General features: G+C 46.6%; 11 protein-coding genes. 8 read left to right on the plus strand and 3 right to left on the minus strand.

All coding sequences use genetic code 11. The features are described 5' to 3' along the window. The 3 genes from VK541_RS23150 to VK541_RS23160 all read left to right on the plus strand — a co-directional run. Positions 1 to 1,180: sensor histidine kinase (locus VK541_RS23150; RefSeq protein ID WP_324372951.1), on the plus strand; the 1,180-nt coding region annotated here is incomplete at its 5' end. 106 nt (positions 1,181 to 1,286) lie between these two features. Further along, positions 1,287 to 1,937, plus strand: coding sequence for a response regulator transcription factor (locus VK541_RS23155; RefSeq protein WP_324372952.1), 651 nt, complete (start codon positions 1,287 to 1,289; stop codon positions 1,935 to 1,937). 156 nt (positions 1,938 to 2,093) lie between these two features. Next, positions 2,094 to 2,816 carry a HAMP domain-containing sensor histidine kinase gene (locus tag VK541_RS23160; RefSeq protein ID WP_324372954.1) on the plus strand — a complete coding sequence of 241 codons (723 nt, stop codon included), beginning with the start codon at positions 2,094 to 2,096 and terminating at the stop codon, positions 2,814 to 2,816. Positions 2,817 to 2,982: 166 nt separating this feature from the next. Here VK541_RS23160 and VK541_RS23165 read toward each other — a convergent pair whose 3' ends face one another. Then, positions 2,983 to 3,516, minus strand: a complete 534-nt coding sequence (locus VK541_RS23165; protein ID WP_324372955.1) for an RNA polymerase sigma factor — start codon at positions 3,514 to 3,516, stop codon at positions 2,983 to 2,985. A gap of 216 nt (positions 3,517 to 3,732) precedes the next feature. Between VK541_RS23165 and VK541_RS23170 the strand changes: the two genes are divergently transcribed. Next, positions 3,733 to 4,029 carry a hypothetical protein gene (locus tag VK541_RS23170; protein WP_324372956.1) on the plus strand — a complete coding sequence of 99 codons (297 nt, stop codon included), beginning with the start codon at positions 3,733 to 3,735 and terminating at the stop codon, positions 4,027 to 4,029. Positions 4,030 to 4,093: 64 nt separating this feature from the next. On the opposite strand, the gene VK541_RS23175 is transcribed toward VK541_RS23170, so the two are convergent. Then, a complete protein-coding gene (locus VK541_RS23175; RefSeq protein ID WP_324372957.1) occupies positions 4,094 to 4,618 on the minus strand; it encodes a ferritin-like domain-containing protein in 525 nt (174 codons plus the stop codon). A gap of 172 nt (positions 4,619 to 4,790) precedes the next feature. On the opposite strand from VK541_RS23175, the gene VK541_RS23180 reads away from it, so the two are divergent. The 3 genes from VK541_RS23180 (at position 4,791) to VK541_RS23190 (ending at position 6,291) form a co-directional block, all read left to right on the plus strand. Further along, complete coding sequence (locus VK541_RS23180; protein ID WP_324372958.1) at positions 4,791 to 5,273, plus strand: CinA family protein; 483 nt, start codon at positions 4,791 to 4,793, stop codon at positions 5,271 to 5,273. 66 nt (positions 5,274 to 5,339) lie between these two features. Next, entirely contained in the window at positions 5,340 to 5,630 is a 291-nt protein-coding gene (locus VK541_RS23185) for a hypothetical protein (protein ID WP_324372959.1), read from the plus strand. Continuing rightward, entirely contained in the window at positions 5,614 to 6,291 is a 678-nt protein-coding gene (locus VK541_RS23190; protein WP_324372960.1) for a DUF6766 family protein, read from the plus strand. The genes VK541_RS23185 and VK541_RS23190 overlap by 17 nt, the downstream gene beginning before the upstream one ends. A 2-nt stretch (positions 6,292 to 6,293) precedes the next feature. On the opposite strand, the gene VK541_RS23195 is transcribed toward VK541_RS23190, so the two are convergent. After that, positions 6,294 to 6,509: a DUF6965 family protein gene (locus VK541_RS23195; protein ID WP_324372961.1), complete on the minus strand. Its 216-nt coding sequence runs from the start codon at positions 6,507 to 6,509 to the stop codon at positions 6,294 to 6,296. 395 nt (positions 6,510 to 6,904) lie between these two features. Here VK541_RS23195 and VK541_RS23200 point away from each other — a divergent pair. Continuing rightward, on the plus strand, positions 6,905 to 12,999 hold a 6,095-nt coding region (locus VK541_RS23200), incomplete at its 3' end, for a polyketide synthase (protein WP_324372962.1).

Raw genomic sequence — 12,999 nt, forward strand, 5'->3', positions numbered from 1 at the left:
TAACAATGACGGAGAGTGCTATACCCGGATGGAGGGCACTGCAATTTACAATGCCATCACCCGAAAAAGACAATATTACATTGCAGTAATTGACATTACCGAAAGCCGCCTGGGCCAGCAGCAGCTAATGGATACCTCGCAGCGACTCGAAGTGACGCTGACCGCCTGCGGTACGGGGACCTGGACCATGAGCCTGGCCAGCAATAAGGTATTCCTGGACAATTTTAGCTACTCCCTGCTTCAAATTGCCCCATGGGAGTTTGACGGAAGCATCAATGGCTTTATAGACCTCATCCATCCCGCAGAGCAGACTCAGATCAGGCGAAGCCTGCTCAGTGCCATCAACAATTTCAAAGAAATAGCGCTCGAGTTTAAGGTCATGTCCAAAGATGGAAACATCCAGATCATGTCTGTCAGAGGGAAAGAGGTTCACAATCCGCTGGCATCCAACTATTTTGCAGGAGTGATCATGGACATCACCGAAAGTAAAAAAATAACCGAGGAGTCTCAGAAACAGGAAACCGAAAAACAAAGACTGATCCTGTCCGCAGCCTTTGATGCACAGGAAAAAGAACGCCATAAGATCAGCAGCGCGCTTCACGACAGTGTCTGTCAGATTTTGTACGGCATTCGGATGAATCTCCAGAACATACAGGTGACACGCAATCTGAAAGACGATTTTAAAAACGTAAACAACCTGCTCGACCAGGCCATCCGTGAAACGCGGGAACTGTCCTACGAGCTTACACCATCCGTGCTTAGGGATTTTGGCTTTACAGCCGGAATCCGGGAAATGGCCCAGCGTTTCAGCACGCCTGCCTTTCGCATTAAAACTTCGATAAAAAGCTCCGCCGACCACCTGCACCAGAACATACAGCTTTATTTGTTCAGAATGATCCAGGAGCTGATCAACAATTGCATCAAACATGCCCATGCTTCCATAGCAGAAATCAGGATCGGTACTGCGCATGGCCAGATCACCCTGATCTTAAGCGATAACGGTATAGGATTTAAGGAAGAGCTGGACCGGGCCGTATTGAGAGGCTCAGGCCTGCGGGCCATTAGAAACCGGATCTACCTGCTCAACGGACAAATGGAGCTCAATACCTCAAATAAAGGAACCGTCATTACCATCAGCTTTAAAAACGATCCCCAGTTATCTGAACTGGCGGTTTATTAATTAAACAAATATGTCAGCAGCATTAAAAAATACAGTAACGATCGCCAAACAATATGATGCGAAATGACACATGAATTAAATGATAAAGAAAACTAATTTTTAAGAGATGTTACAGGTATTACTTGCTGAAGACCACACAATTGTCCGCAACGGCATCAGGATGTTACTCGAGACCGATAAAAGTATTCATATCGTCGCAGAAGCGGAAAATGGCCTGGAAGTACTGGAGTATTTCGCCCGGGGACTAAAGACAGATATTGTGCTCGCGGACATCAATATGCCCGGACTTGACGGAATTTCCCTGCTTAGAGAAATGAAAACAGCAAGTCCGGACACCAAAATTGTGATGCTTTCGATGCACGACAATGAAAAATATGTGGCCCAGGCCTTTCTTGAAGGCGCATCCGGATATTTGCTCAAAAATGTAAACGCTGATGAACTTATCTTTGCGCTGAAACATGTGAGCGGCGGAGGGAAGTACTTGTGTGCCGAGTTAACGATGACCCAGCTGGACAAGTCGTTAAAGAACAGTCAAAATGTCCTGCTGCACCCCACGTCCGATATAGAATTTTCCTTGCGGGAAATAGAAGTCCTCGGCCTGATCGCAGAAGGCCTGACCAATAACGAAATGTCGGAGCGGCTTTTCATCAGCAAAAGGACCATTGAAGGACACCGTCAAAACCTGATTGACAAGACTGGCGCCCGGAATACCGCGTCCCTTATCCGTTTTGCGGTAGTCAATGGAATCATTCAATAGATTCAATCCCGTATTTTCCACCAGGTCCCGTGGAAATACGCATTAAAAGAACAAAAAGCTTAATACATTTGTAATGTTTTCCAAACGAGGAAGTATTGATGCCGCGCGTTCATTGATTTTAAAGAAATTACACGTATCTTTCTGAAAGATATAACGATGAGTAAAACTGACAACACAACACAGAGCGAAAAAGCTAAGTCTCAGGATTTTGTCAGCATGACTATTCATGAACTCAAGACACCCATTACTGTCTTAAAAGCATACCTTCAAATGATGCATCTGCAGTTGCACAAAGACCAGTTGCCGGACTATATCAAAACAGTGGAAAAAATGGATGTGCAGCTGAATAAAATGCTGCACCTGATCTCAGACCTTCAGGACAGCCTCAGCACAAATGCAGACAACATCCATTGCCTGATGAACAACTTCAGCATCACTGAGGCCTTAAAAAGCTGTATCGACAATGTCAAAACAACTAATCCTGACCTGACTGTAGAAACGGATATTCCGCAAGCAGAGCTGATCATTAAGGCAGACCGGGACCGGATCGAACAGGTAATCAACAATTTCATTGCAAATGCACTCAAATATTCCGACGGAGAAAAATACCTGAAAATCAAAAGTGCAGTAAAAGATGACCGTATTCATGTCTGCATCATAGACAGGGGAGCGGGCATCCCTGCTGAAAAACAACAGCTGGTGTTCGAGCAATTTTACCGGGTCGAATCTTCCCTGACCCAGAAACAGCCCGGCCTTGGCCTCGGCCTTTTCATTTGTGCGGAGATCATCCGGAAACACAACGGAGAGATCGGTGTCAACAGCAAAGAGGGCGAAGGATCTGAATTCTGGTTCAGCCTGCCGCTGCGTATGAAGTACTAAGCACCTTCTCCATGTCTGCAGGATAAGCGCAGGAATAGTGCAGAAAGGTACAGCTGTCTTATCCGTCTATAGTTATACCAGTTATAGAATAGTATGTAGTTGATTCCTGAAAAATCCAATTGTTTATCAGTTCTTTAGTTATAGTTTAGTAAATATTACTCGCAGATCAGGCAGTCTTCATCAGTCTGGCGAAATCATCGCTGTACATTTTAAGGTCAGCCTTCAGCAATTTCCTTGCGATATGGATCCGGGTTTTCACTGTACCAACGGGAATGCTCAGTTCATCAGCAATCTCATGGTACTTGTAGCCTTCAAAATACCTGAGAAAAGGAATTGAATAGGCGGGCTGAAGGTTGTGCAGTGCCTTGTTGATGTCTTCCATCATAAACTTGGCCTCCCCACGGTTGCGGACGGCATAAGCGGGCATAGGATAGGCCAGCAGGTCTTCATTGGTTACTACCACCGCTTTTCTCTTTAGCAGGCTCCTGTAGTTGTTAATAAATGTATTTTTCATGATCGTAAACAGCCAGCCGCGCAGGTTAGTGCCTTCTTTGTACATCGTCTCATAGCGGATGGCTTTGATCAGGGTGTCCTGTACAAGATCATCTGCATCGTTGTTGTTGCCGGTAAATTTCATTGCGGACTGCATCAGTGACGCCCGGTATCCGCAGATTTGTGAGTTAAAAGTTAATTCATTCATAGGAGGTAGGATTTATAGGGGTTGCCCTTAGACAACAAAGCAATATTGTCGATGTTTTGGGGATAACTACCCGATTTGAGGGGTTAAATACGTGTATTACAGGGTGAACGCGAAAGATTTCCTGATAATTCCTGTAAACAAAAGGGCTTTTTTTATGTTAATGTTTTACTGGTTATGATTAAACATTTTGCTGGATAGATTTAATAATGATGAACTATGGAACCCTATAATGTTAAAATTTCTTACGGCACAAATGAGGTCACGCTCACGATTTTACCGACAGATGAAGGATATTACAAGGTGATCTATTTTGGTGGTATACTCGGCGGGGTCTGCTTTGACGGGAAAGACTGGGATCTGATAGAGCAGCATAAGATCAGCGCTGGTGACCTGCCGCTTTATGAACCCGGCCGGGTTGGCGAAAGAATAGAAATAGAGCTGAATGATCACGTGGTTGACCGGATTGGCTGGGAGATCAACCTCTATGAAAACGATGATCTTGAAGCGGTCTGACTGAGTTACTGATAAAAAAAGCCCCCTGTCATCATGACCGGGGGCTGGGGAACTGCTTATTTACTTATTCAGCAGCTGCCTGCTCGTTGATAAAGCCTTCGGCTGCTTCTGTAAGTGCTACATCTGTTGCCTTTTCATTTTCAAGGGTTTGAGACAAGAGTTCTTCAACATCGGTATGTCCCATATGGGCCGCGAATACCCTCAGGGTGCCATACGTCTCGATTTCGTAGTGCTCTACTTTTTGTGCCGCTAAGATTAATCCGGCATCACGGACCATGGTGCCGGCCTCAGTGTCTTCGATGACACCGTTCGCCTCTTCTATTAAGCCGGCCATTGCATCACACTTTTTGGCTGCGGCTTTTTCGCCCAGCAATTCAAATACCTGTTCCAGGGTATCGATGTGTGTTTGTGTTTCCTGGGTATGCTTTTCAAAAGCTGCGGCAAGCTCGGGACTTGTTGCTGCTTTCTGCATTTTGGGTAATGCTTTTACCAGGTGTTTTTCTGCCCAGTAAATGTCTTTCAGTTCGTCGATAAAGAATTCATGGAATTCTGAATCTTCCATTTTTCCGGTTTTTTTTGTAGTTGCCATAGTGGTATATTTTAATTTATAGATGTACCCATTGAACCCCTTTCAAAGAAGATTGTTTTATGAATTTTAAATTTTTGATCATTCTTTAAAGGCGCAGTATTTTTTACAACAATTTGCTTCCGGTGGTTGTTGTAGCTGCTGACTGAATAACAATTAATCTGAAGTAAAGAACATGATAACTGAAGTGGCATCCTGCGGAGATCTGCTGATCGACAGAGAACTGAGCATTGCGTTTGCGGAAAGTGCAACGGCAGGCAGGCTTACCGATGAGTTTTCCATGGTTGAAAATGCGGGTAAGTTTTTAAAAGGCGGTATTGCCTGTTATGATGCTTGTCTGAAAGAAAGTTTACTCAGAGTTCCTGCGGCCCTGATCAAACAATATACTCCGGAGTCAATGGAGGTAACTGAGGCGATTGCCTCGGGGCTGAGCAGGCTGATAGCAGCTGATATACATATTGGCATTACAGGATTGCCCGCTCCGGGCGGAAGTGAAACTGCGGAGAAGCCTGTGGGTACCATGTTCTTTTATGGTCTCCATGACGCGAAGACCATATTTTCCGACCGTATTGTTTTTTCGGGGAATCCGGAGGAGGTGGTGCTGCAGAGCGTAAAGCATACCGCTTTGCTGATCAATAATTATCTGTCCGGTTTGTAAGCACGATTTTCAAAACAATATCCGCCCGAAGGAGTTATAAGGAAAATGAACTAAACAGCATAAATTATGGATCCGTTTAACATCATCATCAAATCGGGCGGGGAAAAGATCGATTTGAATATTCATCCGCAGGAAGCGGGAGCTTTTAAGGTCGTTTACCACGGCGCCCTGATCGGAGAGGTCTTTATGGGCAGCAGGGGAGGCAACTGGGAGGCGGTCACTGCAGACCAGCTGGAACCGGGTGGTTTTCCGGTTTACGAATATGATGAGAGTTCCGGACATCAGGATATTCTTTTGGATGACGCTGTCATACAGGCAATTGGCAAAGAGATCAGTGTCTATGAAAACCCAAGCTAAGAGGACACAGCACTCATTTTTCTACCGCAACGGTCTGACTATTGTTTTTCTGCTGTTGTTTTTGTTCACGCTGGTGGCCCAGGCGTTCTCGGGCTGGAAGGAGCACAATGAGGAACTCACTGATGAGCATGCTCCTGAGATCAGCTTTCCTGTTTACCTGCAAAGCGGACATTTTATATCGGCTACTTTTGAGAATTTTGAAAGTGAGTTTCTGCAGATGGCTTTGTATGTTCTGCTTACTGTAGGGCTGCGGCAGGTTGGCTCGGCTGAATCCAAATCGCCTGACGAAAAAGAAGAGGTGGACCGCGAACCTGTACCTGGAAAAGACGCGCCATGGCCAGTTAAAAAAGGCGGCTGGGTGTTGAAACTTTACAGCAATTCGCTCTCCATTGCGTTTTTTATCTTATTCTTCTTCAGCTGGGCAATGCATTTCTACGGGAGCTGGCAGGACCATAATATTGAGCAGGCCTTGAAACATAAGCCTGTTGAAAGCATGATGGAATTTGTGATGCAGCCCAGATTTTGGTTTGAGACCTTCCAGAACTGGCAGAGTGAGTTCCTTTCTGTTTTTTCTATTGTTTTTCTCACCATTTACCTGCGGCAAAAGGGCTCGCCCGAATCTAAACCGGTTGATGCGCCGCACACGGAGACTGGTAAATAGCGTCAGATGGTCTGTTCGCCGCTTGCTATCAGTTCCAGCAGCCTGTCCAGCCGGTATTGAATGACGTCTGTTTGCTTCGGGTTTCTGACGGTCCTGAGCAATGATATGGAATTGTTAATAAATGCCGGTACATCAGAAACTATGGTGCCCGGAAAAAGCTCGGCAGTCGCGGGCAGGTCAATGCCCTGAAAAGCTGCTTCATATTCATCTGCGTTCATCTTGCGAAGTTAAAAATTAGCGGTTAATCAAACGCATGGTGTTCACGTTTTATTATCTGTTTTAACTTTAGTATTATCATTTCATTAAATAACTGCGAAATTACACAGGTAAAGGGCATTTTTGTTTTGTTCTTTTTGTTCATTTTACCTAATACAGTGAAGTCCGTGAATTTAGTTAGTAATTTTACATCAACAAAAGCGTAGGATTATTGCTTTTATGGTGTTTTTGTAATGTTGATGAAATATTTGCCCCTTAAACACATAATTTTCCTGATATAGAGCCAATTGAATAAAAATCATTTTGTTTTCTGTGTTAAAATCCCTGCTTCTGTAAGTATTGCGCGTCAATATTTAAGAACAACAAGAAAGTTGAACCCTAATCACCCTCAACAAACATGAAAACTCCTGTAATTATTGGAATTACTCCATTTGAAAGGCCTGATGTAAAGCTCATGCTCTCTTTGCAAAATGCCAGTGCCTTTCCTGTGCTCCATCTCGGAAGAGACAGAGCTGAAGCTGTCGAAGCGATCAGACAGCTGGTACTAAAATGCCCGAACGGATTTGGCGTATGCCTGGTTTCGGATGACTTCATGAATGTCCCTTTACCTGAACAGGTAAAGCTGATGGTTTTGCCTTATGGTATAAAACCACCTGAAAATAAACACGCTAAACTTCTTTACCAGATCCATACTATTGATGAGGCACGACAGGCTTATGCAGATGGTGCTGACGGAATCATTGTAAAAGGCAATGAAGGCGCAGGCAAAGTAGGCTACGAATCCTCATATGTGCTTTTTCAGCGGGTCATTAAAGAATTTAAGGATATTGATGTTTATATCCAGGGCGGTGCGGGAATACATACTGCTGCTGCTGCGGTGGCTTCCGGTGCTAAAGGTGTGGTACTGGACAGTCAGCTGGTGCTCTTTCCGGAATGCAGTGCGCCTGAGTCCATCAAAAGGGTTTGTGAGAAATTAAGCGGAACGGAGACCCGGTTGATCGGCAATACGCGTGTACTGGTTCGCCCGAATTCACCGGTACTGGCTGATGATGCGACTGAGAAAGATCTGGAGGCTTATTATAATGGGTTTGATCTGGAAAAAGATTTTCTGCCACTGGGGCAGGACATTGCCATCGGGCAGGACTTGTTTGGCCGCTATAAAAAAATAGATAAACTGGTTTTTGGTTTTCGGGAGGCGATTTATGGTCACCTTAGACAGGCGAAATCACTGAATGTGATCAGTGCAGGTAATGACCTGGCGATAGACCTGGGGATGACCTATCCGATTGCACAGGGACCGATGACCCGTGTGAGTGATGTGGCTCCTTTTGCCAATGCGGTAGCTGAAGCAGGGGCTTTGCCTTTTATCGCCTTGTCTTTATTGAAGGGGGATACAGCTAAACAATTGATCAAAGATACCAAAGCGCTGGCAGGTGATAAGACCTGGGGTGTCGGGATATTGGGTTTTGCACCGCAGGAACTGCGGGAGGAGCAGTTAAAATATATTATGGAAGAACTGCCGCCGGTGGTACTGATCGCGGGGGGAAGGCCTTCTCAGGCCAGACCGCTGGAAAAGCTGGGCATTAAAACCTTTCTGCATGTGCCTTCTGCTTCTTTACTGGATATGTTCCTAAAGGAAGGTGCAAGACGTTTTGTATTTGAAGGCCGGGAGTGCGGCGGCCATGTTGGTCCGCTGTCCAGCATGGTGCTCTGGGAAAAACAAATTGAAAGATTATTGAAGGAAGATAAGCCCGAAGAGATCAGTGTATTCTTTGCCGGCGGGATCCATGATGCTTTATCTACGGCATTCATTTCGGTAATGGCTGCGCCTTTGGCTGCCAAAGGAGTGAAGGTTGGGGTGCTGATGGGTACTTCTTATCTCTATACCAAAGAGGCGGTGAGTTCCGGAGCGATCAAGGATCAGTTCCAGGAGCAGGCCATGTCATCGGCCGATACGATATTGCTGGAAACAGCACCGGGACATGAAACCAGGTGCCTGAATTCGCCTTTTGCGGAGTTCTTTAATGAGGAAAAGGAGAAGCTGCGCAGAACAGGCATGGATAAGAAAGAGATCTGGGCGAAGCTCGAGACACTCAATGTGGGGAGGCTGCGCATTGCTGCCAAAGGCATTGAGCGCCGTGGTGATGAACTGGTCAATATTGAAGAAAAAGAACAGCTGGAGCTGGGCATGTACATGATCGGGCAGGTGGCTTCGATGTGCAACAAGATCGTTTCTGTGCTGGACCTGCACAAAGAGGTTGCTGACGGAAATTACCGGTTCATTGAGCAGGCGGAGCTGGCAGAAGTACCTTTGGCGCAGCAGAAATCGCTGAATGTGGCCATTGTGGGTATGGCCTGTATCTTTCCGGGTGCAAAAAACATAGAAGAATACTGGCGTAACATTATACTGGGCAAGAACTCGGTGACTGAGGTGCCTGATGAGCGCTGGAACAAAGATTTGTATTATGATCCGTCCTCGACGGCTAATGACATGTCGCATTCCAAATGGGGAGGGTTTATTCCTAAGATCGATTTTGATCCGCTGGAATATGGGATACCACCGCAGTCGTTGGCGGCGATAGAACCTACACAGTTATTGAGCCTGATGGTGGCCAAACAGGCCATGGAAAATGCGGGTTATAAAGACGGCAGTTTCAATGCCGAGAATGTGTCTGTCATTATTGGCGCTGAAGGCGGAAACGATTTAGCCAACAGTTACAGTTTCAGGGGGTTTTTCAAACAGGTGTTTGGTGAAATGCCTGCTGAGCTGGATGCGGCATTGCCTAAGACGACTGAGGATTCATTCCCGGGGATTCTGGCCAATGTAATTTCGGGCAGGATCACCAACAGGCTGAATTTAGGCGGGCGCAATTATACCGTCGATGCGGCCTGCGCTTCCTCTCTTGCTGCGGTAGACCTGGCCTGCCAGGAACTCTTTCTGGAGAAATCTGATATGGTACTGGCTGGTGGGGCAGATCTGCACAATGGCATCAACGATTACCTGATGTTTTCGAGTACGCATGCGTTGTCCCGCAAGGGAAGGTGTGCTACTTTTGATTCGGATGCAGATGGCATCGCATTGGGCGAAGGTGTGGCGATGGTGGTATTGAAGCGTCATGAGGATGCGCTGAGGGATGGTGATAAGGTTTATGCGGTGATACAGGGTGTGGGCGGATCGAGCGACGGTAAAAGCCTTGGGCTGACTGCTCCGCGCAAATCGGGACAGGTACGGGCTTTGGAACGTGCATATGACCAGGCTGGGATTTCGCCTTCGGTATTGGGTCTGATTGAGGCGCATGGCACTGGTACTGTGGTGGGCGACCGCACGGAACTGAGTGCGCTGACCGATATGCTGAACCAGTCGGGTGCGGTAGCCGGGCAAACGCATCTGGGTTCTGTAAAGACACAGATCGGCCATACCAAGTGTGCGGCCGGAATTGCCGGACTGATCAAAGCAGCATTGTCAGTTTATCATGGGGTAAAACCGCCGACCATCAACCTGAAAAACCCTAACAGTTATTACAATGCGGCCAAAAGTCCGTTTGCCTTTCATACAGAGGCGGCTTTATGGATGGAGGATAAAAGATATGCGGGTGTGAGTGCCTTTGGTTTTGGGGGTACTAATTTCCATGCGGTGCTGGAGAGCGGTCATGCTGTGGCTGATCAGCATTCGGCATTGCAATCTTTGCCTTCAGAGCTTTTCGTCTTTAGAGGCGATACCTATGAGGAGGCTAAAAAACAACTGAGTGTGGTAAAAGCCCTGCTGGAAGATAATGATAATATTTCATTGAAGGACATTGCTTACAGCCTGGCTCTAGGTAGTGCCAAGCCTATACAATTGAGTATTGTGGCCGACAGGGATGAGGACCTGATCATGAAAATTGATCTGGCCCTTTCTGGTGTAGAAAGCAAGGATACTTACATCACTAAAAGAAAAGAGGGCAAGGTGGCCTTTATGTTTCCCGGTCAGGGAAGCCAGCGCATCAATATGGCCAGGGATCTTTTTGTGATGTTCCCGGTCATGCGGAAATTGCTGAAAGACAGACCGGAATATGAGGAAGTGCTGTTCCCGAATGCGGTCTTTGATGAGGCTTTGCTGAAGGCGCAAAAAGAAAGAATTAAGGATACGCGGATGGCGCAGCCCTTGCTGGGTATCGTAGATCTTGCGCTTGCCAATTTCCTGAGGGATCTGGGTATTGCGCCGGATATGGTGGCGGGGCATAGTTATGGTGAATTGCCGGCACTGTGTTTTGCGGGTGCTTTTGATGAAGAGCAGCTGGTCTTTCTGAGCAGGGAGAGGGCTCAGTCTATTCTCAATGCCGTGGAAGACGGAGATAAAGGTGCCATGATTGCGGTGAACTGCAAGGATGAGGATGTGTTTAAGGTCATTGACGGTCTGAAAGATGTTTATGCGGTAAACTTCAATTCGCCAACGCAACTTGTTTTGGCGGGTACTACTCCGGCAATTAAAAAACTGGGTGAAACACTGAAAACAGAAAAGATCTCGTTTAAAAAACTAGAGGTGGCTTGTGCGTTCCACAGTCCGCTGGTTGCTAAATCTAAAGAACTATATAAAGAAGTACTGAGCGGTGTTGATTTTAATAACCTGGCATTGCCGGTATGGTCAAATACTACCGCCGCGGTTTATCCTGTGAAGGCGTCTGCGGTTAAGGAAAGACTGACCGAGCATTTGGTGAAACCTGTGAAATTTGTAGAGCAGGTACAGCAGATGTATGCGGCGGGGGCAAGGATCTTTATAGAGGTTGGCCCGGGTAAGGTGCTGACCGCATTGACGAAGGCCTGCATTGGCAAGGATGAACTGCTGCTGTATGCTGAAGATAACGGGCACAACAAGATCACCCATTTGCTTTGTACCCTGGCTACTTATATTGCCACGGGACGTGAGGTAAAAGTTGAGAAATTATTTGAAGGCCGCAATGGCAAGTTGCTGAACCTGGATGAGCCGGGGCAGTATAAAAAAAGTCCGACCGTTTGGATTATCGACGGCCAGCATGCGGTACCATCAACAGGGAAACTTCCTGCGTATGGTGCATTGCCAATCATAACACCCCTAAAAATGAAAGACAAAGCAATAACAACTGAAATCATACATCAGTCTGCTCCCTCAAATGCTGCGGAAGTGATGATGCAGGAATACATGAATAGCATGAAAATGATGATCCAGGCGCAGCGCGATGTGATGCTGCAGTTCCTGGGTGCAGCTTCATTGCCGCCGATGTACCAGCAGGTTGCTTATCAGCAGCCTTTGCCACAGAGTGCTCCTCAATCATTTGTGCAGCCTTTACCTGTTGTTCCAGCTGTGGCGGTGCCTCAGCAGGCGGCCTCAAAACCTGCTGCGGTGCACGTAGATGTGAAAGTGGTGCTGATGAAGATCGTGAGCGACAAGACGGGTTATCCGCAGGAAATGCTGGGTATGGAAATGGATCTTGAGGCTGATCTGAGCATTGATTCGATCAAACGTATGGAGATCATTGGTGCATTGCGTACTGAACTGGGCGGTTTCGCTTCGGCGGAAGACAGTGAGGACAGCTTTATGGAGCAATTGGCGGGTATCAAGACACTAAACGGTCTGGTGAACTGGATCAATGAGCATGCGGTTGCCAAAGTATCTGCTGAAGTTGCTGTTGTGGCTTCGGGTGCTGAAGCTTCCCAGACTACGGTTGCGCCGGCCCAGTCGGCAGTGAAATTCAGTTTGGCGGATGTTAAATCTGCAATCCTGTCTGTGGTGAGTGAAAAAACCGGGTACCCGCAGGACATGCTGGGCATGGACCTGGATCTGGAGGCTGACCTGAGCATCGATTCGATCAAACGTATGGAGATCATTGGTGAGCTGAAAATAAAAATAGGGTTTAGTAAAGGGGAAGATGGCGGCGATGACCTGATGGAGAAGCTGGCGGCGATCAAGACACTAAATGGTCTGGTCAGCTGGATCTCGGAAATAGAACAGGATAATTTTGAACCTGTAACTGAGGCTAAAAAAATTATAGAGGAGCAGGCTACGGTCAGCGAATCTCTTTCCAGGCTTCGCTTTGGACTGACGGCTTCCAGAATTGTAAATACAGAAACCTCTTCGCTGAAAGGAAAGCGTTTTGCGGTGACCAATGATGGTGGGTTGCAGGCGGCAGCCATTAAGGAACTGTTTGAAGGCCACGGCGCTACAGCTGATATTGTAGCTGTTGAAGATCAGTTGAAAGGATATGATGGTCTGATCATTCTCAATATGTTTGCTTCTATAAACAAGATCAACATCATCGATTATATCGCAATGATAAAAGGGCTGGATTTTGAGGAAATGAAATGGGTATACTTTATCTCTGATACCAAAGGTCACATGACGGAGGCGGATGATGCGAGCATGCTGAGACATTTTCAGGGATATTCGGGTTTGTTTAAAAGCCTGGATAAGGAATATGACACGACCAAGTGCAGGATCATCAGCCTGACGAGTAAGCTTGCGGCTGCTGATGTAGC

Source organism: Pedobacter sp. (assembly GCF_035317785.1).
GTDB lineage: Bacteria > Bacteroidota > Bacteroidia > Sphingobacteriales > Sphingobacteriaceae > Pedobacter.

Excerpts from the sequence above, each read along its gene's own strand:
- VK541_RS23155 (WP_324372952.1), top strand. The coding sequence starts at position 1,287 with ATGTTACAGGTATTACTTGCTGAAGACCACACAATTGTCCGCAACGGC.
- VK541_RS23160 (WP_324372954.1), top strand. The coding sequence starts at position 2,094 with ATGAGTAAAACTGACAACACAACACAGAGCGAAAAAGCTAAGTCTCAG.
- VK541_RS23165 (WP_324372955.1), bottom strand. The coding sequence starts at position 3,516 with ATGAATGAATTAACTTTTAACTCACAAATCTGCGGATACCGGGCGTCA.
- VK541_RS23170 (WP_324372956.1), top strand. The coding sequence starts at position 3,733 with ATGGAACCCTATAATGTTAAAATTTCTTACGGCACAAATGAGGTCACG.
- VK541_RS23175 (WP_324372957.1), bottom strand. The coding sequence starts at position 4,618 with ATGGCAACTACAAAAAAAACCGGAAAAATGGAAGATTCAGAATTCCAT.
- VK541_RS23180 (WP_324372958.1), top strand. The coding sequence starts at position 4,791 with ATGATAACTGAAGTGGCATCCTGCGGAGATCTGCTGATCGACAGAGAA.
- VK541_RS23185 (WP_324372959.1), top strand. The coding sequence starts at position 5,340 with ATGGATCCGTTTAACATCATCATCAAATCGGGCGGGGAAAAGATCGAT.
- VK541_RS23190 (WP_324372960.1), top strand. The coding sequence starts at position 5,614 with ATGAAAACCCAAGCTAAGAGGACACAGCACTCATTTTTCTACCGCAAC.
- VK541_RS23195 (WP_324372961.1), bottom strand. The coding sequence starts at position 6,509 with ATGAACGCAGATGAATATGAAGCAGCTTTTCAGGGCATTGACCTGCCC.